17 protein-coding genes are annotated in these 23,409 nt (G+C 65.2%); 4 read left to right on the forward strand and 13 right to left on the reverse strand.

Features of this window, described 5'->3' with window-relative positions:
* Positions 1 to 8 precede the first annotated feature (8 nt).
* From AC1Q7F_RS12035 to secD, 4 genes are all read left to right on the forward strand, one after another.
* Positions 9 to 3,524: a 5-oxoprolinase/urea amidolyase family protein gene (locus AC1Q7F_RS12035; protein ID WP_492507042.1), complete on the forward strand. Its 3,516-nt coding sequence runs from the start codon at positions 9 to 11 to the stop codon at positions 3,522 to 3,524.
* Positions 3,524 to 5,284, forward strand: a complete 1,761-nt coding sequence (gene atzF / locus AC1Q7F_RS12040; RefSeq protein ID WP_492507043.1) for an allophanate hydrolase — start codon at positions 3,524 to 3,526, stop codon at positions 5,282 to 5,284. The genes AC1Q7F_RS12035 and atzF overlap by 1 nt, the downstream gene beginning before the upstream one ends.
* A 56-nt stretch (positions 5,285 to 5,340) precedes the next feature.
* A complete protein-coding gene (locus AC1Q7F_RS12045) occupies positions 5,341 to 5,712 on the forward strand; it encodes a hypothetical protein (RefSeq protein WP_492507045.1) in 372 nt (123 codons plus the stop codon).
* Positions 5,713 to 5,789: 77 nt separating this feature from the next.
* Complete coding sequence (gene secD / locus AC1Q7F_RS12050; protein ID WP_492507047.1) at positions 5,790 to 8,330, forward strand: protein translocase subunit SecD; 2,541 nt, start codon at positions 5,790 to 5,792, stop codon at positions 8,328 to 8,330.
* A 534-nt stretch (positions 8,331 to 8,864) separates the two neighbouring features.
* Here secD and AC1Q7F_RS12055 read toward each other — a convergent pair.
* The 13 genes from AC1Q7F_RS12055 to AC1Q7F_RS12115 all read right to left on the reverse strand — a co-directional run bounded on the left by AC1Q7F_RS12055 (position 8,865) and on the right by AC1Q7F_RS12115 (position 23,076).
* A complete protein-coding gene (locus tag AC1Q7F_RS12055; RefSeq protein WP_492507049.1) occupies positions 8,865 to 9,152 on the reverse strand; it encodes a PepSY domain-containing protein in 288 nt (95 codons plus the stop codon).
* Positions 9,153 to 9,307: 155 nt separating this feature from the next.
* Positions 9,308 to 10,339, reverse strand: a complete 1,032-nt coding sequence (locus tag AC1Q7F_RS12060; RefSeq protein WP_492507051.1) for a glycosyltransferase family 4 protein — start codon at positions 10,337 to 10,339, stop codon at positions 9,308 to 9,310.
* A gap of 519 nt (positions 10,340 to 10,858) precedes the next feature.
* A complete protein-coding gene (locus tag AC1Q7F_RS12065; RefSeq protein ID WP_492507053.1) occupies positions 10,859 to 12,250 on the reverse strand; it encodes an efflux transporter outer membrane subunit in 1,392 nt (463 codons plus the stop codon).
* Between the two features lie 5 nt (positions 12,251 to 12,255).
* Positions 12,256 to 15,381 carry an efflux RND transporter permease subunit gene (locus AC1Q7F_RS12070; protein ID WP_492507055.1) on the reverse strand — a complete coding sequence of 1,042 codons (3,126 nt, stop codon included), beginning with the start codon at positions 15,379 to 15,381 and terminating at the stop codon, positions 12,256 to 12,258.
* Between the two features lie 20 nt (positions 15,382 to 15,401).
* A complete protein-coding gene (locus tag AC1Q7F_RS12075) occupies positions 15,402 to 16,568 on the reverse strand; it encodes an efflux RND transporter periplasmic adaptor subunit (RefSeq protein ID WP_492507057.1) in 1,167 nt (388 codons plus the stop codon).
* Positions 16,569 to 17,055: 487 nt separating this feature from the next.
* On the reverse strand, positions 17,056 to 17,718 hold the full coding sequence (locus tag AC1Q7F_RS12080; RefSeq protein WP_492507059.1) for a hypothetical protein: 663 nt from the start codon (positions 17,716 to 17,718) through the stop codon (positions 17,056 to 17,058).
* 108 nt (positions 17,719 to 17,826) lie between these two features.
* Positions 17,827 to 18,672, reverse strand: coding sequence for a ParB/RepB/Spo0J family partition protein (locus tag AC1Q7F_RS12085; RefSeq protein ID WP_492507061.1), 846 nt, complete (start codon positions 18,670 to 18,672; stop codon positions 17,827 to 17,829).
* Positions 18,662 to 19,636 (reverse strand): ParA family protein, encoded by a 975-nt coding sequence (locus AC1Q7F_RS12090; protein WP_492507063.1) that lies wholly within the window; start codon positions 19,634 to 19,636, stop codon positions 18,662 to 18,664. Before AC1Q7F_RS12090 ends, AC1Q7F_RS12085 begins: the two co-directional genes overlap by 11 nt.
* A gap of 124 nt (positions 19,637 to 19,760) precedes the next feature.
* A complete protein-coding gene (locus tag AC1Q7F_RS12095; protein ID WP_492507065.1) occupies positions 19,761 to 20,012 on the reverse strand; it encodes a toxin-antitoxin system HicB family antitoxin in 252 nt (83 codons plus the stop codon).
* Positions 20,009 to 20,431, reverse strand: a complete 423-nt coding sequence (locus AC1Q7F_RS12100; RefSeq protein WP_492507067.1) for a putative toxin-antitoxin system toxin component, PIN family — start codon at positions 20,429 to 20,431, stop codon at positions 20,009 to 20,011. Before AC1Q7F_RS12100 ends, AC1Q7F_RS12095 begins: the two co-directional genes overlap by 4 nt.
* Before the next feature lie 87 nt (positions 20,432 to 20,518).
* The gene (locus tag AC1Q7F_RS12105) at positions 20,519 to 21,334 is read right to left on the reverse strand and encodes an alpha/beta fold hydrolase (protein WP_492507069.1); all 816 of its coding nucleotides are present in this window, start codon (positions 21,332 to 21,334) and stop codon (positions 20,519 to 20,521) included.
* An 89-nt stretch (positions 21,335 to 21,423) separates the two neighbouring features.
* Positions 21,424 to 21,636, reverse strand: coding sequence for an alkylphosphonate utilization protein (locus AC1Q7F_RS12110; protein ID WP_492507071.1), 213 nt, complete (start codon positions 21,634 to 21,636; stop codon positions 21,424 to 21,426).
* Positions 21,637 to 21,756: 120 nt separating this feature from the next.
* The gene (locus AC1Q7F_RS12115) at positions 21,757 to 23,076 is read right to left on the reverse strand and encodes a replication initiation protein (RefSeq protein WP_492507073.1); all 1,320 of its coding nucleotides are present in this window, start codon (positions 23,074 to 23,076) and stop codon (positions 21,757 to 21,759) included.
* Between the last annotated feature and the right edge of the window lie 333 nt (positions 23,077 to 23,409).

Consider the following 23,409-nt stretch of genomic DNA (forward strand, 5'->3'; position numbering starts at 1 on the left):
AGACAGACATGTTCACCAAGGTCCTGATCGCCAATCGTGGCGAGATCTGCGCGCGGGTGATCAAGACCCTGCGGCGCATGGGCATCGCATCGGTCGCCGTCTATTCCGATGCCGACCGCTTCACCCTGCCCGTCCTGGCGGCGGACGAGGCCGTGCGTATCGGCCCGTCGCCGGCCAAACAATCCTATCTGGATATCGACGCCGTCATCGCCGCGTGCCAGGCGACGGGAGCACAGGCGGTGCATCCCGGTTACGGCTTCCTGTCGGAGAATGCCCGTTTCGTGGAGCGGCTGAACGCGGCCGGCATCGCCTTCATCGGCCCGCGCGTGGAACATCTGCAGGGTTTCGGTCTGAAGCATACGGCGCGGGAACTGGCCAAGGCGGCGGGCGTGCCGCTGCTGCCCGGCACCGACATCCTGGACAGCCTGGAACAGGCGCAGGAAGCGGCGGCCGGGATCGGCTTCCCCGTCATGCTGAAAAGCACGGCGGGCGGCGGCGGCATCGGCATGCAGCTCTGCTACAATGCCGATGAACTGGCCGCCAAATTCGCTGCCGTGCAGCGCATGGCCACCAGCAGCTTCGGCGATGCGCGCGTCTATCTGGAACGGTTCGTGGCCCAGGCCCGCCATGTCGAGGTGCAGATTTTCGGCGATGGCAAGGGCGGGGTCGTGGCGTTGGGCGAACGCGACTGCTCCCTTCAGCGTCGCAACCAGAAGGTCGTGGAGGAGACGCCGGCCCCGGGATTGCCCGACACCGTGCGCGCCCAGTTGCGCGACGCCGCCGTGGCGCTGGGGCAGAGCGTGAAATATGCCTCGGCCGGCACGGTTGAGTTCATCTATGACGTGGCGCGCGCCCAGGTCTATTTCCTGGAGGTGAATACAAGGCTTCAGGTCGAACATCCGGTGACGGAGGCCGTGTTCGGCGTCGATCTGGTGGAATGGATGATCCGTCAGGCGGCCGGCGACTTCACCCTGCCATCCCAGGACAGTCTGGTACCGCAGGGTGCGGCCATCGAGGTCCGGCTCTATGCCGAGAATGCGGCGGCGGATTTCCGCCCCTCAACGGGTCTGCTGACCGAGGTGAGCTTCCCCACCGATATCCGCGTCGACGGCTGGGTGGCCACAGGCACGGAGGTAACGGCCAATTATGATCCGATGCTGGCCAAGCTGATCGTCCATGCCGATACGCGCGACGCCGCCATCGACAAGCTGTCGGAAGCACTGGCCGCATCCCGCGTGGCGGGGATCGAGACCAACCTGTCCTATCTGCGTGCCATCATCGCATCGGACATTTTCCGCCGGGGCGAGGTTGCCACATCGGTCCTGAAGAATTTCGCCTTTACCCCGGCGACGGTGGAGGTGATCACCCCCGGCGCCCAGACCTCGCTTCAGGATTGGCCGGGACGGCTGGGCTATTGGGATGTAGGCGTGCCGCCGTCCGGCCCGATGGATGACAAATCCTTCCGGCTGGCCAACCGGCTGCTGGGCAATGAGGAAGGGACGGCAGCGCTGGAATGCACCCTGACCGGCCCGACCCTGCGCTTCAATGCGGATGCCACCATCGCCCTGACGGGGGCGGTGATGGCGGCGACGCTGGACGGGGCCGCCATCGCCCATGGTACGCCGGTAACGGTGAAGGCCGGACAGGTTCTGGCATTGGGGTGCATCCAGGGTCCGGGTCAGCGCACCTATCTGGCCGTGGCCGGCGGGTTCGATGCGCCGGACTATCTGGGATCGAAATCCACCTTCGCGCTGGGAAAGTTCGGCGGCCATGCCACGGGCAGCCTGAAGGCCGGCGACACGCTGGCCCTGGCCGGGCTGCCGGTGGGCGCGGCGGCGGCGCTTCCCCTGCCCGTCCTGTCGAACACGTGGAAACTGGCCGTGCATTACGGCCCGCATGGGGCACCCGACTTCTTCCGGGAAAGCGATATCGCCGAACTGTTCGCCGCGACTTACGAGGTGCATTTCAATTCCGCCCGCACCGGCGTGCGCCTGATCGGCCCCAGGCCAGCCTGGGCGCGGGCCGATGGGGGCGAGGCTGGGCTGCACCCGTCCAACATCCATGACAATGCCTATGCCGTCGGTGCCGTGGATTTCACCGGCGACATGCCCATCATCCTGGGTCCCGATGGGCCCAGCCTGGGCGGCTTCGTCTGTCCGGTGGTGGTGGCCAAGGGTGATCTGTGGAAGGTCGGGCAGTTGCGGCCGGGCGACAAGCTGCGCTTCGTGCCGGTGGCCACGTCGCCCAGCGCCCCCATCACCCACGCCACCCTCCCGTCGCCCATCCTGTCGCGGATTGAGGGGCCGGTGCCGGTGGTCTATCGCCGGGCAGGCGATGACTACCTGCTGGTCGAATATGGGCCCATGGCGCTGGACCTGAGCCTGCGGCTGCGCGTGCATCTGCTGATCACGGCGCTGCGTGACTACGCTCTGCTCGGCATTATCGACCTGACGCCGGGCATTCGCTCTCTTCAGATTCATTACGACAGCGGGGCGTTGAAGCTCCCCACCCTGCTGGGCGTGCTCGCAGAGATTGAGGCGGACCTAGGCAGCATCGAACAAGCCAAGGTGCCAAGCCGTATCGTCCACCTGCCCCTGTCCTGGAACGATCCCCAGGTGCGGTTGGCCATGACCAAATACCAGGAACTGGTGCGGGCCGATGCCCCCTGGTGCCCGGACAATATCGAGTTCATCCGCCGCATCAACGGGTTGGAGAGCCAGGAGGATGTTCGCCGCATCGTCTTCGATGCCAGCTATCTGGTCTACGGCCTGGGCGACGTCTATCTGGGGGCGCCGGTGGCAACCCCGCTGGACCCGCGCCACCGGCTGGTCACCACCAAATACAATCCCGCCCGCACCTGGACGCCGGAGAATGCCGTGGGCATCGGCGGCGCCTATATGTGCATCTATGGCATGGAGGGGCCGGGCGGGTACCAGCTGTTCGGCCGCACCATCCAGGTCTGGAATTCCTGGCGCAGCACCCCACCCTTCCAGCAGGGCAGCCCCTGGCTGCTGCGCTTCTTTGACCAGATCCGCTTCTTCCCCGTGTCGGAGGCGGAACTGGCCGAGGCGCGCGACGCCTTCCCCCATGGAAGCTATCCAGTGCGGATCGAGGAGACGGTGCTGGATTATGCCGCGCATCTGCGCTTCCAGAGCGACAATGCCGACAGCATCGACGCCTTCAAGCGGCGCCAGCAGACGGCGTTCGAGGCGGAGCGGGAGGATTGGAAGGCCCGCGGCCTGGACAGTTTCGTCAGTGACGAGGGCGGGCCGGCGGCCGAAGCCACCACCCTGCCCGAGGGCTGCACCGGCGTGGAAACCGGCGTCACCGGCAATGTCTGGAAGATCATGGTGGAACCGGGCCAGATGGTGACTGCCGGTGACACAATCCTGATCCTGGAAAGCATGAAGATGGAAATGGAGGTCAAGGCTGTGGCCGCCGGCCGGATACGGGAAGTGACCGTCAAGCCGGGCCGCACCGTCAATGCCGGCCAGACTATCGCCATCCTGGAGGACATTGCCTGATGCTGCCCGAGAAGCTGACCATCCACGGCCTGACCGCACTCTATCGAGCAGGTGACGCCAGTCCGGTCACGGTGATCGAGGCGGTCCTGTACCGCCTGTCCACCAATCCCGATCCCGCCGTCTGGATCAGCACGGTGCCGGCCGACCGGCTGCGGGCCGAGGCGGCGGCACTGGCCCAGGCCGGCTATGATCCGTCCAAGCCGCTCTGGGGCATTCCGTTCGCCGCCAAGGACAATATCGATGCCGCCGGCCTGCCCACCACGGCGGCCTGCCCCGCCTTCGCCTATGACCCCGGCGCCGACAGCAATGTGGTGGCCAAGCTGCGCGCCGCCGGCGCCATCCTGGTGGGCAAGACCAATCTGGACCAGTTCGCCACCGGCCTGAACGGCACGCGCAGCCCCTATGGCGCCCCGCGCTGCGTCTTCGACAGCGACTATGTTTCCGGCGGGTCCAGTTCCGGCTCCGCCGTGGCGGTGGCGCGCGGACAGGTGGCCTTCGCGCTGGGCACCGACACGGCCGGGTCGGGCCGCGTGCCCGCCGCCTTCAACGATCTGGTGGGGATCAAGCCCAGCAAGGGATTGCTGTCCACCAGCGGCGTGGTGCCCGCCTGCCGGTCGCAGGATTGCGTGACCGTGCTGGCCCATGGCGTCGCCGATGGCGATCTGGTGCGCCGCGTGGCGGAAGGGTTCGATGCGGCCGATCCGTTCTCACGGCCCGTGCAGACAAGGCCGATGCGGCTGGACGGGTTCCGCTTCGGCGTGTTGACCGGGGCGGAGAAGGAGTTCCTGGGCGATCAGGAGGCCGAGGCGCTGTATGACGCCGCCATAGAGCGATTGGCTTCGTCGGGCGGCACCCCCGTGCCCTTCGATTACAAGCCGCTGCGCGAATGCGCCCATCTGCTGTATGGCGGACCCTGGGTGGCGGAGCGGCTGGCCGCCATCGAGGAATTCGTGGAGGGCCAGGCCGATGCCATGGACCCCACCGTGCGGGACATCATCAAGGGGGCGGAGGGCAAGACAGCGGTGGAGGCCTTTGTCGGCCAATACGCCCTGGCCTTCTATGCCCAGGAGATGGCGCGGCTTTGGGGGGAAGTGGACCTGCTGCTGCTGCCCACCACGCCGACCATCTACAAGGTCACCGAGATGCAGGCCGATCCCGTGCGGCTGAACAGCAATCTGGGCTGCTACACCAATTTCGTGAACCTGCTGGACTGCGCGGCGATCGCCATTCCGGCGGGATTCCGGCCCAATGGTCTGCCGTTCGGCGTCACGCTGGTGGGACCGGCCTTCACCGATACCGGGTTGGCCCTGCTGGCCGACCGGCTGCACAATGGGGGGAACATGACCATGACGCCGCAGATTCCCGCCGACTGGCTGCCCATCGTCGTGGTAGGCGCGCACCTGTCGGGCATGCCGCTGAACCATGAGCTGACCTCTGTCGGCGGTATCCGGTTGGGGGAGGTGCGGACAGCACCCGATTACCGTTTCTACTCCCTGGCCGGCACGGTGCCGCCCAAGCCGGGCCTGGTGCGCGATCCGGGCTTTGCCGGGCCGGGCATCGTGGCGGAGGAATGGGCCCTGCCACCCGCCGCCTTCGGCGCCTTCGTGGCCCGCATCCCAGCCCCCCTGGGCGTGGGCAAGGTCACCCTGGATGATGGACGGCAGGTCACCTGCTTCCTGTGCGAGAGCCATGCGCTGCAAGGTGCGACGGAGATCACCGGGTTCGGGGGCTGGCGGGCGTACCGGGCGAGTTTAGCCTAAGCTCGCTTGCCAGCGGCCCGCTTGCGGCGTATTCCTCCATCCTTCCGGATCGGATGGTGACCCCTTTGCGTCTTCCCTTCACCCAATGGCGTTTGTTGCTGCTGGCGGCCTTCGTGCTGCTGGCCGGCGTCATGGGTGGTGGCAGTGCCATGGGCCATTCGGCCACGACACAGACGGCCGCCGGCTGCCATGATCCTGGCGGCTGCGATCTGACGGCACCGGCCCAGCCGGCCCTGATCCAGGCAGCGCTGCGCATCGACGGCAAAGCCATGGCCGGCGGCAGCAATTCCGCCATCCTGCCGGGCACTGCCGGTCAGACCGTCTTCGCCCGGCCGATCCAGGCGGGCCGGAACCTGGTTACGGTCACGCGGCCCCGCAAGGTCGCCAGCGGCCCCGGCCAGCCGCGCGGACCACCGGCGCTCGCCTGATCCCCTCTCCGCCTTACCCTTGATCACCCAGGTGCCGCGCGCCCCGCGCGGACGGCGCCGTTGATCGGATGAATTCCATGCTTAAATTCACAAAACTGCAGACGATCGCCATTCTGCTGATCTGCTTCCTGGGCAGCGCCCTGGCCATCCCCAGCCTGATTGGCCCGCATAACATGCCGTCCTGGCTGCCTATGCGTCACTTCAATCTGGGCCTGGACCTGCAAGGCGGTTCCTATCTGCTGCTGGAGGTCGATGCCGAGGCGGTGAAGCGCGAGCGGCTGGAGAATGCCACGGACGAAGTGCGCGGCCTGCTGCGCACCGCCGAACTGCGCGCCGCCGGTGTCGCCGTGGAGGGCAATGGGCTGATCGTGCGTCTGGCCGATCCCGGCGATGCCCAGCGCGTGACCGAGGCGCTGCGCCCCCTGACCCAGGGCACCCTGCCCGGTGAGGTCGCCGACTTCACCATCGTGCCGGAATCCCAGCGCCTGCGCCTGGAATTCGGCCAGCAGGCCCTGACCAACCGTGTCAGCAAGGCCGTGGACCAGTCGCTGGAAATCGTGCGCCGCCGTATCGACGAGACGGGCGTGAATGAGCCCATCGTGGCCCGCCAGGGCGCATCGCGCGTGCTGGTGCAACTGCCGGGCGTCACCGATCCGGGCCGCATCAAGCGCCTGCTGGGCCAGACCGCCAAGATGACCTTCCATCTGGTGGGCGATGCCACGGTGGCACCGGGTTCGTCGGCCCCGCCGGGCTTTGAATGGCTGCCCAATGCCGACCGGGGAGTCGGTGGTTCCCAGGTGCTGGTGCGCAAGCGTGTCGAGGTGGATGGCGCCACCCTGACCGATGCCCAGCCCAGCGCTGACCCGCAATCGGGCCGCTGGGTCGTCTCCTTCAGCTTCGATAGCATCGGTGCGCGCCGCTTCGGCGAGGTAACCAAGGCCAATGTCGGCCGTCCTTTCGCCATCGTCCTGGACGGCCGCGTCATCTCCGCACCCAACATCAATGAGCCCATCCTGGGTGGCCGTGGGCAGATCAGCGGCAGTTTCACGGCCCAGACCGCCACCGAACTGGCTGTGCTGCTGCGCGCCGGCGCCCTGCCGGCCCCGCTGACGGTGGTGGAGGAACGGTCGATCGGGCCTGAGCTGGGGGCCGACAGCATCAAGGCCGGCGTCATCTCCTGCCTGGTCGGCGTGGTGCTGGTCTTCGTCTATATGTGGCTGACCTATGGCTATTTCGGCCTGATCGCCAATGCTGCCCTGGTCTTCAACCTGTTCCTGACCCTGGCCTGCCTGGCCATGCTGGAGGCCACGCTGACCCTGCCCGGCATCGCCGGCGTGGTGCTGACGCTCGGCATGTCGGTGGACGCCAACATCCTGATCAATGAGCGTATCCGGGAGGAGCTGCGCAAGGGCAAGACGGCGCTGTCGGCGCTGGAAACGGGCTATATCAAGGCCCGCGGCACCATCATGGACAGCAACCTGACGACACTGATCAAGATGGTCCTGCTCTATGTGGTGGGCACGGGCTCCGTGAAGGGCTTCGCCGTCACCACGTCGCTGGGCATCATCACCTCCATGTTCACGGCCACCGTCGTGGCCCGCCTGTTGACCGCCCTGTGGTATAAGCGGACGCGGTCCAAGACCCTGCCCATCCAAGGTCCCATCAAGCTGAAAACCGTCGGCATGAAGATCAACTTCATGAACGGCAGGCATGTGGGTCTGGCGGTGTCGGTGGTGTTGTCCACCATCTCCGTCATCATGTTCTTCAAGCCGGGCCTGAATTACGGCATCGATTTCGCTGGCGGCATCGTCATGGAGGTCCGCACGGCCGAACAGACCGACTTCCCCCGGCTGCGCGAGGTGATGGAGGGCGTGAATGTCGGCCCGGTGGCCCTGCAGGCCTTTGGCACCGACCGCGACGTCATCCTGCGCATGGAGCGCCAGGAGGGGGCGGAGGCCAACCAGCAGGCCGCCATCAAGTCCGTCACCGCCGCCTTGGAGCAGAATTTCCCCGGTGCGGAAGTGCGGCGGGTGGAGGCCGTGGGCGCATCGGTATCGCAGGAGCTGTTCAGCGACGGCATGCTGGCCCTGGGCCTGGCCGCCTTCTTCATGCTGCTCTACATCACCTTCCGTTTCGAGTGGCAGTTCGGCGTGGGGGCGGTGGTGACCATGATGCTGGACGTGACCAAGACGGTCGGCTTCTACGCGCTGACGGGCCTGCAGTTCAACCTGACGGCCGTGGCGGCGATGCTGACCATCATGGGCTTCTCCATCAATGACAAGGTCGTGGTCTATGACCGCGTGCGCGAAAATCTGCGGCTTTACCGCAAGATGCCGCTGCGCGAGCTGATCGACCGGTCGATCAACGAGACCATGACCCGCACGATCAACACGAACATCGCCGTGTTCCTGTCCATCGTACCGCTGGCCCTTTATGGCGGCGAGGCCCTGCGCGAGTTCGCCTGGGCCCTGCTGTTCGGCATCCTGCTGGCCACGTCCTCGTCGATCTTCATCGCGGCCCCGATCCTGCTCTATCTGGGCGAGAACCGGTTGCGCAAGACCATGGACGCCGACGACCCGCCGGCGGAAGCCGAGGGTGAGATGGCCGGCAAGGCCTGATCGGTTTGTAAACAAAAACCCCGGCACCGCAAGGCGCCGGGGTTTTCTGTTTGAAAAGTCAAAGTCCAGCCCGCAACTGGTCAATGGGGATACGGTACCCATTCGGAGTTGACCACTGCGTTGCTCCGGCCTTGTGAAACATTGTGCAACCAAAAAACGGATGCATTCGGAGCAGGCGGGTTGCTTGCTCCGGTTCTCAGGTCATGAGGATGGCGTTGATCGGATCAGTATAGCATGGGAGGGGCGGAATTGCCATGGACAGGCTGTCTTCCGATCTCCCCTTATACCAGCGGCATTGGATCGTGACCGATCCAATGCCGCTGGTATTTTCGTGCGTCGTTAGATCCGTCTACCCTTAACTGGAAACGCCCTGTTCCCGTCATCCCGGCGCTAAGCCGGGACCCAGGGGCCACAGGATCAAACCTATACGCCGCCTTGATCAAAGCGGCTGAAAGGTGGGGCGTTGGGCCCCTGGGTCCCGGCTTTCGCCGGGATGACGAAGGAATAGGCAATTCAGTTCTGCCTGTATCCGCTCTAATCCCGCTTGGCCCGCAGCACTTCACCCGAGCGGGCATCGACATCGAGTTCCATGCGGCGGCCATCCGGGCCGGTCGCTTCCACTTCCACCAGCTTGTCGCTCTTGCGCTCGATCGAGCGCGCATCGCGGTAGCCCTGGGCGGCCAATTTGTCCAGAAGGCTGGAAAGCGGCGTCGTTTCCAGGCCGGTGGATGCGACGGGGACGATGACCTGGGCAACAGCATAGGTGCCGGTGGCGAGCGTGCTGACAAGCAGCAGGGCGGCAGCGAAACGGGTGCGGGACATGGGATGGCTCCTTCTGTCGATGGATGATGTGAACCATCCTGACAGGGGCGCCCTGAACCCAACCTGAATAGCGTGCACCAAGAAAAACGGCCGGGAAAATCCCCGGCCGCTCGACAGTAATCCCGCTTCGGGAGGAGCCCGGCGGGTCGGGTAAATCAGCGCGCCTCGCCCCCGATAACGCCGGCCTGGGCCGGAACGCTGGCGGTACGGGCCAGGGCGATACGGTAGAAGAACAGCGTCAGAACGACGGTGAGCATGAAGCCGGGGATGCCACCAAGCAGGACGCCCGCCGCGTTGGGCAGGGCCACCATGGCCCAGTAGAACATGGCCGTGCGGCTGGGCGAGACCAGCCAGCGCAGCAGGTAATGGTGCAGATGCTCCCGATCGGGAGAGAACGGCGCACGGCCGGCGCGCAGGCGCGAGACGATCAGGCGCAGGCAGTCCAGGACCGGCAGAAGGAACAGGCCCATCAGCTGCATATTGGTCAGGCTGCTATCGGCATGGCCGGTGACGGCCAGACCCAGCAGGCCCATGACGGCGGAAATGCCATAGGCACCGCTGTCACCCAGGAAGATGCGGCCGCGCATGTTGAACACCAGGAACACCGCCCCGCCAGCCACGATCAACAGCGCCAGCATGGAAAGGGTGCCGGCACCCGCCAGCGCGAAGAACAGGCCCCAGATCATGGCCATGCCGCTGGCAATGCCATTGGCACCATCACTCATGTTGAAGGCGTACTGGAAGCCGACCAGGCTGACGATGGTCAGCATCGCCCCCATGAAGGGCGGGATGTCCACCTGCATGCCGCCGCCAAAATCCAGACCGGTCAGGGCCAGCTGCGGCGCCAGGATGATGGCGAACGAGAACATGACCAGCGACACGGACAGGCGCACGACGGGCGGCAGATGCTGGCGATCATCGATCATGCCCATCACGAACAGGATGACCATGACCGGCACGATCACCCAGTGCAGACCCACACCGTCCATATAGGAAAGGCCACCGCCGATCAGCACCGCCGGCAGCAGGATGGCGAGACCGCCCACCAGGGGCACAGCGCCGCGATGCAGCTTACGCAGGCTGTCAGGCTTGTCCATGATGCCCAGCGCGTTGCCGATGGGGCTTGCCGCGAGGCAAATAAGGGCAGACAGGGCGATCTGCAGGGTAATGGCCAGAAGATATTCCAATGTCGCCACCCTTCAGGTGTGGTTTGTGAGTTTTCTTCGCCACGCACGAATTGAAGGCCATCGACCCGTCGGGATCGACAGCGTTGACCTTTCGTGATGCGGGAAGACACTCCTTATTGACGTTACCCTGCGGCTCGCCCTCGTACCGCAGTGCCGAAACCATGGTTGGTGTACCATAGGCCCCGATCTATCGGAAAGACATTAACGTAGGGATGGTCCGCATGGGAAGCGCAGACCGACAAAAACAACTTACTGACATGGAGATTAGCATATCCGATGCATGAAAAGCACAGTCTTTAGGCATGCCAACCTATGTCTTTGCGCAGGGGTGCACGCCGAAAAGGGCAGAACAGCAGGACTTCGGGGGTAATACGCGCAAGGGACAGGGAACAGCATACTCCCTTGTGCAGCCGCGACTCCAAGGGCTCCGTGTCACCGTAAAAGGTTAAGGCGGGCCCCTTTCGGAGACCCGCCCTTGAACGTTAAAGTTATGTTGCAGTGCGAAGATTACACGGGCCCTCAGGCACCGGGCGCCCGGTCCGACAAGCCACCGCCCAACGCCTTGTACAGCGTGACGAGGTTGGAGAGGCGCTGCTGGCGCAGCACGATCAGGCCGCTTTCGGCAGCATAGAGGCTGCGTTGCGCGTCCAGCACCTGCAGGTAATTATCCACGCCCCGGTCGTAGCGGGCCTGGGAAAGGGTATAGGTCTCGCGCGTGGCGACCACCAGGGCCGTCTGGGCCGCCACCTGGTCATCCAGGGTGGACCGGGCGGCCAGCGCATCCGCAACCTCACGGAAGCCCGTGCGCACCGCCCCCTGGTAATTGGCAACCGCAATGTCGCGGTCAGCCCTGGCCACGTCCAGATTCGCCTGGTTCAGACCGAAATCGAAGATCGGCAGGCTGGCATCGGCCCCCACGTTCCACACCTTCGTCCCGCCTTCGAACAGGCCGGACAGCGAGCTGCTGGCGGTGCCGAGCGCGCTGGTCAGGCTGATACGGGGGAAGAAGGCGGCCCGCGCCGCGCCGATATTGGCATTGGCGGCGCGCAGGTTATGTTCGGCCTGCGCGATATCCGGCCGGCGGGTCAGCAGGTCGGACGGCAATCCTTCCGGCAGGCCCGGCACCAGCAGCGCCCCATCCTCGCCCAGCACCTTGTCGGCGGCGATGCTGACCGGGCTGCCGACCAGCAGGGTCAGGGCGTTCTCATCCTGGGCCACCTGCCGGCGGAAGGCGGCCTGGTCGGCCCGCGCCGTTTCCAGCGTGGTTTCGGCCTGGCGCAGTTCCAGCATGGAGCGGGCACCGCGATCAAAGGCCAGCTTGACCAGATCGTAGCTTTCCTTCTGCGCGTCGAAGGTCCGTTGCGTCAACGCCAGCTGTTCGCGGTCGGCCAGCAAGGTCAGATAGGCGTTCGCCACTTCCGCCACCAGGGCCAGCCGTGCGGTTTCCCGGGCGGCGGCCGTGGCGAAATAGCTTTCCAGGGCCGCATCGGACAGGCTGCGGACCCGTCCGAAGAAGTCCAGCTCAAACGCCGTGATGCCGGCATTGACCTGATACTGGTTGGCGGTCACGGCCTGCGGCTCGTTCACCCGTGATCGGGTGGCCGAGGCACCGGCATTGATATTGGGCAACTGTGCAGCGCGTTCCACGCGATAGAGCGCGCGGGCCCGTTCGACATTGGCGACGGCCACGGCCAGATCGTGGTTCTGGACCAGGGCCTGGTCGATCAGGCTGCGCAGGCTGTCATCCAGGAAGAAGTCCCGCCAGCCCAGATCGGCCACCGCGGCCGCCGGGCTGGACGCCTGGGGATAGTTCTGGGCGATGCCTGTGGCCGGGGCCTGATAGTCCGGCGCCATGCTGCATCCACCCAGCAGAACGCCCAACAGGGCCAGGGAGGAAATTCGCTTGTTCATCATCATCACTCCTGGCCCGCCATATCCGGCTTCTTGCGGCTGAAGCGCCTGACCAACGTTTCCACGCCGACGAAGAAGATCGGTACGAAGAAGATGGCAAGCGCCGTGGCCGCCAACATGCCACCGATCACCCCGATGCCGATGGCGTTCTGGCTGCCCGATCCGGCACCCGATGCCAAAGCCAGCGGTGAAACACCCAGAATGAACGCCAGCGAGGTCATGATGATCGGGCGCAGGCGCTGGCGCGCCGCCGCCAGCGTGGCCTCCACCAGACCCATCCCCTTCTCGTAATATTCCTTGGCGAACTCCACGATCAGGATGGCGTTCTTGGCGGAAAGCCCGATGGTTGTCAGCAGGCCCACCTGGAAATAGATGTCGTTGGACATGCCGGTCAGTGTGGCCGCGACCACCGCCCCCAGCACGCCCAGCGGCACCACCAGCATCACCGCGAACGGGATCGACCAGCTTTCATAAAGGGCCGCCAAGCAGAGGAACACCACCAGCAGGGAGATGGCGTACAGCGCGGGTGCCTGGGCACCGGACAACCGCTCCTCATAGGACAGGCCGGTCCAGGCATAGCCGATACCCGGCGGCAGCTTGGACACGATCTCCTCCATCGCGGCCATGGCCTCACCCGAGCTGTAGCCCGGCGCCGGTGCACCCTGGATGTTCATGGATGCCGTGCCCATGAAGCGCTCCAGCTTGGGCGGGCCATAGTTCCATTCCGCCTTGGCGAAGGCGGAAAAGGGCACCATCTCGTCCTGGTCGTTGCGCACATGCAGCTTGGCGATATCGTCGGGCAGCATGCGGAACGGCGCGTCGGCCTGCAGGAATACGCGCTTCACGCGGTTCTGGTCGACGAAATCATCGATGTAGGTGGACCCCCAGAAGGCGGTCAGCGTGCTGTTGATATCGGCGATTTCCAGGCCAAGAGCCGCGGCCTTGGCCTTGTCGACCTCGATGCGCAGCTGGGCCGTGTCCTCCAGCCCGTTGGGGCGCACGCCGGCCAGGACCGGGTTCTGGGCCGCCATGCCCAGCAACTGGTTGCGGGCGGCCAGCAGCGCCTCGTGCCCGGCACCGGCTTCGTCGAGAAGCTGGAAGTCGAAGCCCGTGGCATTGCCCAGTTCCTGCACGGCCGGTGGGGTGAAGGCAAACGCCATCGCATCCTTCAGGCCCATGAAGGCCCCCATGGAGCGCATGGCCAGCGCCTGGGCCGTGCCCTCACGCCCCTCGCGTTCCGACCAATCCTTCAGCGGAACGAAGATCATGGCGGAGTTCTGCCCCTGGCCAGCGAAGCTGAAGCCGGCGACGGAGAACACGCCCTTGATATACTTGCCTTCCTGATCCAGCAGGTAATCCTCCACCTGCTTCACGGTTTCCAGCGTGCGCTCCTGGGTCGATCCCGGTGGGGCCATGACCATGGCGAACATGATGCCCTGGTCCTCTTCCGGCAGGAAGGCGGTGGGCAGGCGGACGAACAGGAAGCCCAGCAGCGCCACCAGCCCGACGAACAGCACCAGGAAGCGCTTGCTCCGCCGCAGCACGCCGGTCGTGGCGCTCACATAGCCGTTATTGACGCGGTTGAAGCCGCGGTTGAACCAGCCGAAGAAGCCCTTGCGCTCGTGATGGTCCTGCTGTTTCAGGATGGTGGCGCACAGGGCCGGGGTCAACACCAGGGCCACCAGCACCGACAGCGCCATGGCCGACACAATGGTGATGGAGAACTGGCGGTAGATGACGCCCGTGGAACCGGGGAAAAAGGCCATGGGAATGAACACGGCCGACAGGACCAGGCCGATGCCGACCAAAGCACCCGTGATCTGGTCCATGGATTTGCGCGTGGCCTCGCGCGGCGACAGCCCCTCTTCCGCCATCACGCGTTCGACATTTTCCACCACGACGATGGCATCATCCACCAGCAGGCCGATGGCCAGCACCACGCCGAACAGGGTCAGCGTATTGATGGTGAAGCCAAACGCCGCCAGGATGCCGAAGGTGCCCAGCAGCACGACCGGCACGGCGATGGTGGGGATGATGGTCGCCCGGATGGACTGCAAGAACAGGTACATCACCAGGAAGACCAGCACCACCGCCTCGATCAGGGTCTTCACCACCTCCTGGATCGACAGCTTCACGAACGGCGTCGTCTCATAGGGATAGCTGACATCGACCCCGGCCGGGAAGCTGGGGCGCAGATCCTCGATGGCCTTTTTCACCGACTCTGCCGTTTCCAGGGCGTTGGCACCCGTGGCCAGATTGACGGCCAGGCCGACGGCGTTCATGCGGTTGTAGCGGGAGACGAAATCGTAGCTTTCGCCACCCAGTTCCACCCGCGCCACATCGCGCAGATGCACGGCCGCCCCGTCGCGGGCGGATTTCAGCAGGATGGCCTCGAACTGCTCGGGCTTCTGCAGGCGGCTCTGCGCCGTCACGGTGGCGTTCAGCTGCTGGCCCTTGACCGAGGGCGTGCCACCGACCTGGCCGGCGGAGACCTGGGCATTCTGGGCCTGGATGGCGCTGGACACATCTTCCACCGTCAGGCCGAAGCCGGCCATCTTCACCGGGTCCAGCCAGATGCGCATGGCATAGCCGGAACCGAACACCTGTACCGAACCCACGCCATTGACACGGCTGATCGGGTCCTGGACGCGGGTGGCGATGAAGTCCCCCAGATCGATGCCCGACAGGCGCCCGTCGGTCGACATGAAGCCGGCCACCATCAGGAAACTGGCGGCGGATTTGGCCACAGTCACGCCGCGCTGCTGCACTTCCGACGGCAGCGAGGACAAGGATGGCGTCACCTTGTTCTGCACCTGCACCTGGGCGATGTCGGGATCGGTGCCGGCATTGAAGGTGAGCGTGATGGTGACGCTGCCCGAACTGTCGCTGCTCGACGACAGGTAGCGCAGATTGTCGATGCCCTTCAGGTTCTGCTCGATCACCTGGGTGACCGTCTTCTCCAGCGTCTCGGCCGAGGCGCCGGGATATGACGCGTTCACCGCGATGGTCGGCGGGGCGATGGCCGGATATTGCTCGATCGGCAGGCGCATGATGGACAGCGCGCCGGCCAGCATGATCACGATGGCGATCACCCAGGCAAAGACCGGGCGATCGATGAAGAATTTCGCCATTTCGGTTCACTCCGGGATGATCAGCGGGCCGGGGCCGGCGCGGCCGGAGCCGGGTTATAGGGTACGGGCTTGACCTGGGCACCCGGAGCGGCCTTCAGCACGCCCTGCACGATCACCCGGTCCTTAGGCGCCAGGCCCTGGGTCACCACCCACTGGTCGCCCACGGCCTTGGCGGCCGTGACCGGGCGCATCTCCACCTTGTCCTCCTTGCCCACGACCATGGTCATGGCGGCACCGCCGGGGCCGATGATGACGGCCTGCTGCGGCACCAGGAACGCCTCGGCACGGGTGCCCTGATCAACCACGGCCCGAACGAACATGCCGGGCAGCAGTTCCAGATTCTTGTTGGGGAAGGTGGCGCGCAGGCCGACGGTGCCCGTGCCCTCATCCACCGTGATGTCGGAGAAATCCAGCGCCCCTTCCTGGGCATAGGGCGTGCCGTCGGGCAGGATCAGCTTGACCTTGAGCTTGCCGCCTTCGGCAATCGTCGCCTCGCCCGCCGCCACCTGCCGGCGCAGCGCCGCCATGGCATCGGCCGACTGGGTCAGGTCGATATAGATCGGGTCCAGCTGGGTGACGGTGGTCAGCAGCGTGTCCTGTCCCGCCACGACCAGAGCGCCCGGCGTGACGCGCGAGCGGCCGACACGACCGTCGATGGGAGAGGTCAGGCCGGCATAGTCCAGATTGATGCGCGCCGTCTCCACAGCGGCCTTGCCGGCGGCCACCGCCGCCTCCCCCGCGCCCAGATCGGACACGGCATCATCATATTCCTGCTGGCTGACGCCCTTCACGGCGACAAGCTCCTTATAGCGGCCGGCCTTGGCCTTGACCGCCGTCAGCTGCGCCTGCGCACTTTTCAGATCGGCCTGCGCCTGCGCCAGGGCGGCGCGGTAGGGGGCGCTGTCGATCTGATAGAGCGGCTGGCCGGCCTTCACGTCACTGCCTTCGGTGAACAGCCGGTCCTTGATGATGCCGGACACCTGTGGCCGGATCTCCGCCACCTGGTAGGGCGTGACGCGTCCCGTCAGCTCCGTCGTCAGCGTGTAAGGTGCTGGATTGACCGACACCACCGCGACCTCCGCCGGCGGCATCGCCCCCATGCCCGCCCCGCCGCCGTCCTGGCCGCAAGCCGTGAGCGTCAGCGCCATAAGCACGAGGGGGCCGGAAAGCCATGGGGTCATACGCATGGTGGAGTTCCTTGAACTTCGTTGTTGCCGGCAAGGCCGGTCATGGAATTACATCCGTGGGCGGATGTATCATGAATGCTTGCCGATGGGTATGGTTAACAAGGCCGTTGGCGTCTACCACTTTCGTGATAAATGCCGCGCCCCTGCAAAGGCCGCCCTGCCGAACCGGCGGCCCTGAAGATTTTGGGTTGTTATCCGGTGAACACGGATCATTTCCTGTGATCCCAATCACTATTCTGACAGGAAGTGCCGGGCAGACCGCCGTTGCAAAATTTCCGATGCCACAAAACAACAAACTGTGCGCAATGCCCTTCCCCCGTCCCGACGATGCCATCCTGCTGGCGGATATCAGAAAGACGGACGGGAACCGGGGAATCCGACAGGTTCCCGAACCATTTTCAGATAATAATATATCAGCGCACCGCCGACATGCGGCCGCGTTCACACCCCAAGCGGTAAGGATGCCCCCAAGCGGTAAGGGTGGGGATCAGAACCCGCCCGGCACCGTGTAGATATCGGGCTCCGCCGGCTTTTCCACATAGGACAGGCGCATGCTGGCGCCCGCCACCTCCGGCTGGGCATCGGGTTTTGCCGGCGGCTTCTTGGCGATGCCCAGGACCAGCTCGGTCAGGCGGCCCTGGGTGTCCGACCCTTGGAAGACCAGGATATTGTCGGCCCCCAGCGACTGGTTCAAGATCAGCCCTTCCTTGCGGTATCCCTGACCCAACAGGTAGTTGCGCAGCGCATTGGCGGCCCCCACGATCTGTTCCGGCCTGGTCGGCGACCCGATCTCCTGCCCCCAGATGACATTGACGCGGAACAGCTTCTTGGTCTTGTAGCCCATCATGTAGGCGACGATGGCCGGGCCGCTGTCGGGCAGCAGGTCATTGACCTTGATGACCAGGGCAGCGGTGCGCTCCGTCGGGTCCTCCACCTTCTGGATGGCATCGCCCGACAGCTTGAAATCCTTACCGATAGCGTCGCGGATCTGGGCTTCATTCATGCCGAAACGGGCGTTGCGGAACCCCTCCACCTTCACTTGGGCCGTGGGCTTTGCAGCGGTCGGCGGGGTAGAAACCGGCGGATTCTGGGCGTTTGCGGGGAGGCTGGCCAACAGGCCTGCCAGGATTGCCACCAGCGCCTTGCGCATCTTCACCCCCATCCTTACGCCGTGGGGGAATATCCCCCATCCTTACGGCCTGGGGGCGTGATTTGCGACGTCGCAAATGCCCCCCTCCCTCATCCATCGGGGGAGGTATCAGCCCTGGATCAGCTTGTCGATCCGGTCGCGCAATACCGTCAGGGACGCGACCTCATCCTCGGCCAGTCTTCCGGCGCGATCGGACAGCCTGTCCAGGCTGCGGCCCAGCTTGCGGGCCACGGTCAGGACCGGGCTTTCGCTGGCGGCCGGTGTCGCCGGCTGCTGCTTGGCGGCGCGCAGTTCCTTGATGGTGGCGCCATCCTTGATACGAGCCCACAGCGCCAGACGCGCCTCCTCCCCCTCCGTGTCGGCCAGGACATAGAGATGGCTTTTCGTCACCTTGTCGCGGAAGCCGGGATATTCGGCCTGCACCCTGTCCGGCAAGCCGCGCAGGGCCAGCAGGCGGGAGACCTCCGACTTGGACAGGCCGACAACGACGGCCAGCTGCTCCTGCGCATAGTTATGGCGTTCGCCCAGCCGGCCCAGCGCCGATGCTGTCTCCAGCGCATCCAGGTCGCGGCGCTGGAGATTCTCCACCAGCGCCACCTCTTCGATATCGCCCTTGGTGATGACGGCGAAGATGGTGGGCTTGCCCAGAAGCCCGTGCGCCCGCCAGCGCCGTTCACCCGCCGCGATGATATAGCCGCCATCGGCGTGCTTCTTGACCAGGATGGGCTGCAGCAGGCCGTTATGGCGAATGCTGTCGGCCAGCTCCATCAGGGCGGTGGGGTCGAAATGCCGGCGCGGCTGTTCCGGGTTGGGGTGGACCTGCTCCAGGTCCAGTTCCACCAGTTCCGGGAAGTCGGCGGAGGTGCCGAACAGGCGGTTCATCCCGCTGTCGCGCGGCACCATGGGCATGGCGGGGGCAAGCGCCGGATTGGTGCGGGCGAGCTTACGCGACACGGGCTTCCTCCGTCTGGTCGGCTTCAAGCAGGTAACTGGCCACCTCGCGGAAGGGGGCGACAAGGGCGGGATCGGGCGCCACATCCACCGTCGGCTGCGCCGCCGCCACCGATTGCGGGAAAATGGTGGAACGTGGCACCGGCGCGAAGATGCGCAAGGAACCGCCGAACCGTTCCGTCAGGTCGGCCAAGGTGGCCCGGTCCTGGGTGTGGCGGGCGGTGAACATGGTGGGCAGGATGCCGATGATCGACAGGTCGGGATTGCCGCGCCGGCGCACCTTGGCGATGGTGTCCAGCAGCAGCGGCACGCCCATCATGGCCAGCATCTCCGTCTGCACGGGGATCAGCACGCCCGTGGCGGCGGCCAGCGCGTTCAGGGTCATCATGCCCAGATGCGGCGGACAATCCAGCAGGATGTAATCATAGGCACGGGCGACGGTGGACAGCTTTTCCCGCAGCACCAGCGTGCCCATCGGCTCCGCCATCAGCTCCGTCTCCGCCGCCGACAGCAGGATGGTCGATGGCAGCAGGTGGAAGCGCCCGTCACAGACCGGCAGCACGGCGCTGGAAACCGGCTGGTCCTTCAGCATGACATGATAGGTGGTCCGCCCCGCCTCCGACGCCTCGGCCTGGGAAATCCCCAGATGCACCGTGGCGCTGGCCTGCGGATCGGCATCGACCAGCAGCACGCGCTGGCCCAGGGCGGCCAGGGCGGCGGCGATGTTGACGGCGGCACTGGTCTTGCCGACACCGCCCTTCTGGTTGGAAATGGCGATGATGGTGGCGCGGTCACGCTGACGGCGGGCCGGGGTGCTGACCACATCGGCCACGACCTGCGGGATCTTCTCCGTCCCGCCTTCCCAGCGGGAGATGCGGCCCTTGTCATAGCGGCGGCTGAGACGGGCATTCAGCCAGTCGGCAAAGGCCTGCTGCGTATCCCCCCGCGCTTCCCGCGCAGCCCTCAACGCCGCCCCATCCATGACCTGCCCCCAGTGCTAGTGGCTATACCTGGGTCGGGAGCATAGGGGTTGGTTGACGGGGTGTCAACTGGTGGGGTTGTGGGGTGTCAACAGGATGTACGCCTTTCACTCACCCCGCCCGCTCATCACCGGCATGCGGAGGCACGTCGGGAACGCGGGCAAGGAAGCTACGCAACCCTTCACCAGTCGCGCCGCCGGCCCGTTCATGCAGAAAAGTGGCTGCCGTCTGCACGGCGCCCACTTTCTCGGCAACTGCGGCAGCGATCCACTGATTTAGCGAGACGCCATCTTCCTTCGCCAACCGGGCCGCAGCTTCCTTGACGGAGGTGGGCAACTTCAGGGGGTATGTCGCTTTGCTCATTGAACAAACCCTTTCAGAAACTCAGCGGGCGTTTCCACCACCAAACCAAAACGGTTCGATGTTCGGAAATCCCGGCCATTATGAGTGACCAGTCGATCCGCACGGCCATTGATGGCCGCCTCCAGCACCAATTCATCAGCTGGATCAGCCAGCTGCGGTCGCCAGATAAACCGCACTTCCACCGGTTCCATAATCGCCGCCAACTCACGGAGCAGCAACTCGATGTCCCGAAGATCAAGCCCGTGGGCCTGACGCTGTTCGGGGCGCTTCAACACAGCCTCATACTCAAGAAAGAGCGCCGTCGTCGCGAGCGCCTGGAACTTGCCATCCGCCAACAGATTCAGCACGGCGAAGGAGGCGCCCTGCCGACTTCGCAGGCCCGCTGCCAGAACATTGGTATCCAGGACAGCCCGTAACATGACGGGAATTCTATATCAGAATTCCGGGAAGACCAAGGGTATGACATCGCATGGGATGTTCACCTGTCTTCCACACGATTAAACTCCTCAATAATCCACCCCATCCAGGAAATCCGCCGCCGCATTAGCCCATTCCAGCGGCGCCTGATCCAGGATGTCGATCCCTCCACCCTCGATGGCGTGGAAGGCGAAGTCGGGGCGCATCCGGTGGGCTTCCAGGGCGGCCTGATAGATCATGTCGCCGGTGTTGGTCAGGATCAGGGTCGGCTGGCGCAAGGCCATCAGCGGCCCTTCCTGCCGGTAGGCGAAGGCGGCGGCATGACCGTACCAGTAGGTGCCCATGGCAAAGGCCTGCATGGCCTGGACGACATAGTCGGTGATGCGTGCCAAGCCGACCGTGCCGGCGGCGAAACGTTCGCGGATCTTCACCACCTCCACCATGTGGGCCGCCTCCGGCAACGCGGCAAACGCCTTTTCACGTGCCACGACATCGTCGATCAGGCCCTGGCGGACCGTGTCGGGGATCAGCAGCGGGCCGCCCAGGATGCAGGCGGTGATGCGGTCGGGATAGAGGTTCGCCGCCTCGTTACTGACCAGCGCTCCGGTATGGTGGCCGCCAATGGCCGCCCGGTCGATGCCCAACGCGTCCAGCAGGGGCGGGATCGCCGCGGCATAGTCGGCGATGGTGGGCGCGAAGCGGGTAGGGTCGGACAGGCCGAAGCCGGGCAGGTCCAGGGCGATGGGGCGGATGCCACGGTCCAGGAACGGCTGGAACACATGGTCATATTCGTTGGCGGACATGATGGCCTGATGCACCAGCACCAGCGGCTTGCCCCGGTCGCCATCCCAATAATGGATCTGGCCAAAGGGGCCGTCCGCATAACCCCGCCGCAACCTTGCCATCGCCCTACTCCCGATCTGGAAAACCGGGGCAGCTTCAGGCCCGGAAGGCCGTCTGGCACGGGGCAATCGGCAGTCTGTTCAACAGGCGGTCAGGCCTTCTTCACAAAGCTGGTCTTCAGGACCAGGCCCTTCACCTTTTCCACCTTGCCCTCGATCTCCTCGGGATCGTCGGTCAGGTGGATGCCCTTCACCACGGTGCCGCGCTTCAGCGTGACATTGGCGCCCTTGACCTTCAGGTCCTTGATCAGGGTGACGCTGTCACCCTCGGCCAGCAGGTTGCCGTTGCAGTCCTTGACGTCCATTGTCCGTAATCCTTCGGGGTCTATCGGCGCAGACCATAGCTCAGGGCAAGCCGGAGCCCGGATTGAGGAAAGCACATCACGCCCCGGACCTATTGTGCATCTGTTGACATCCGGAATGGATCATCGACCATTACGGGTGGCCAGGAACTCCACCTCCGCGATGCTGCCCGATGTCAGGGAGGACAGGACAGAGCGCATGGTGGCCTCATGGCTGCGCCGCGCCGTCTCGGCCGTGGCGGCGTGGCCGGCGCGCAGGACCAGCTTGCGGGTGCCGCGCGCCGTCTCCTCGATCCCCACCACGGACAGGTCGCGCAGCAGGGGGCCGGGCACCTGCTTCTGGCTGAGCGCGTGGCGGGCGGCGGCCCACAACGCCTCCGCATCGTCGGCATCGGGCAGCGGCGGGGCGGGTTCGGGCAGGGAACGGGTGGCGGCCAAGGCCGGCTTTGTCCCCTCCCCCCCCTCGCGCCGCACCTTGCGGCCGGTGGCGTTGCGCTCACGCTCCAGGAACGTGTCCGCGGCCTCATCCTCGTCCTTGGCGTGGAAATCGAGGGTCACTTCCTCGATCTTGCGGCCCTTCCGCTTCATCTTCTCTTCCGGCATTTCCACGCGGAAGGGGGCAAGCTGGTTCACCTCCGCCATGGCGCGGTCGATGGTGCGGGTGCGCAGGATGCCGAAATCCTTGTAGGCGCCCTCCGGCACGTTCAGCAGCTTGCGCAGCGTCTCGATATCCAGGCTCAGGGACGGGTGGTCCATCTGGTAGCGCTGCATCCCGATCTCATAGAGCTTCAGGGCATAGGTGCTGGTGACCTTGACCATGGCCGGCCCCGACAGCCGGGCCCAGAGCTGGGAGGAGCGCTGGAGTTCCAGGAAGGCGTCGGTGAACTGGAAATGGATATCGACGCTGTCGCTTTCCACCTCATCCTCCGGCCGGACATAGGAGGACAGGATGCGCAGCTCCGCGCGGCTGCGCCGGCCGCGGAAGGGGCCGATCACCACCAGGCTGCTCTCATAGATCTCTTTCACCGCGTCGAAGATGCGCTCATTGCCCTTGTGGTTGCCGCGCACGACCTTCTTGGGCAGGCGGTAGAGCTTGTTGGCGAAATTCTGGCTGCCGGCCAGATGGATCATGAAATTCAGCATCTTCTGCGCCGGCAGCGACAGGCGGGAGCCGTTGGCCGGATAGGAATAAACCGCCTCCGCCGCCTTGATCAGGTGCTTGTAGCCGTCGCGCTCGAACGTGGCGGCGGCCACCCGCGCCGTCTGGCCCGTGCGGTCCAGCGCCGGCAGGTTCTCTGCTGCCCCGCCGCCATCGACCAGGCTGCCTTCAACATCAATGACCACGCCGCCATCGCCAGCCGCAGGCACATAGGGTACGATGGCCGCCAGCGGCTCGGGCCGCGCCGGATCGGCGTTGCTGGTCTTGCGGCGGCTCGGCGGCATGGTGGTTCCCCTGTTCCCTTCCCGGCAAGCTAGTCCCTTCCTTACAGACGAAGCAAGTAAGGAAAGGGGTTTTCCACAGGGAATTTCATACCCTTACGGGATGGGGGCGACACTTACGCCCTGGGGCGTGTGTCAAACACCCCCGTCATGTGGGGATAGCATCCCCCGATCTGTAAGGGTAATGCCTGAAAAAGCCAGGGTTTCCGCGGCTCCCCGCATCCCTGAATCTATACTAGAATCTTAGAACAAAAAGCAGGACAGGATTTTGGGGAGATAAGAGGCAGGATGGATAGGGCCAGGGTCCTGCCGACCGTGCGACTCGCGGCAGCTATT

Source organism: Niveispirillum sp. GW835-FHT14G11 (genome assembly GCF_058793615.1).

Coding starts and splice junctions, on each gene's coding strand:
- AC1Q7F_RS12105 (WP_492507069.1), bottom strand. CDS start 21,334: ATGGCAAGGTTGCGGCGGGGTTATGCGGACGGCCCCTTTGGCCAGATC.
- AC1Q7F_RS12035 (WP_492507042.1), top strand. CDS start 9: ATGTTCACCAAGGTCCTGATCGCCAATCGTGGCGAGATCTGCGCGCGG.
- AC1Q7F_RS12115 (WP_492507073.1), bottom strand. CDS start 23,076: ATGCCGCCGAGCCGCCGCAAGACCAGCAACGCCGATCCGGCGCGGCCC.
- AC1Q7F_RS12075 (WP_492507057.1), bottom strand. CDS start 16,568: ATGCGTATGACCCCATGGCTTTCCGGCCCCCTCGTGCTTATGGCGCTG.
- AC1Q7F_RS12070 (WP_492507055.1), bottom strand. CDS start 15,381: ATGGCGAAATTCTTCATCGATCGCCCGGTCTTTGCCTGGGTGATCGCC.
- AC1Q7F_RS12080 (WP_492507059.1), bottom strand. CDS start 17,718: ATGCGCAAGGCGCTGGTGGCAATCCTGGCAGGCCTGTTGGCCAGCCTC.
- AC1Q7F_RS12100 (WP_492507067.1), bottom strand. CDS start 20,431: ATGTTACGGGCTGTCCTGGATACCAATGTTCTGGCAGCGGGCCTGCGA.
- AC1Q7F_RS12095 (WP_492507065.1), bottom strand. CDS start 20,012: ATGAGCAAAGCGACATACCCCCTGAAGTTGCCCACCTCCGTCAAGGAA.
- AC1Q7F_RS12110 (WP_492507071.1), bottom strand. CDS start 21,636: ATGGACGTCAAGGACTGCAACGGCAACCTGCTGGCCGAGGGTGACAGC.
- AC1Q7F_RS12065 (WP_492507053.1), bottom strand. CDS start 12,250: ATGAACAAGCGAATTTCCTCCCTGGCCCTGTTGGGCGTTCTGCTGGGT.
- atzF (WP_492507043.1), top strand. CDS start 3,524: ATGCTGCCCGAGAAGCTGACCATCCACGGCCTGACCGCACTCTATCGA.
- AC1Q7F_RS12055 (WP_492507049.1), bottom strand. CDS start 9,152: ATGTCCCGCACCCGTTTCGCTGCCGCCCTGCTGCTTGTCAGCACGCTC.
- secD (WP_492507047.1), top strand. CDS start 5,790: ATGCTTAAATTCACAAAACTGCAGACGATCGCCATTCTGCTGATCTGC.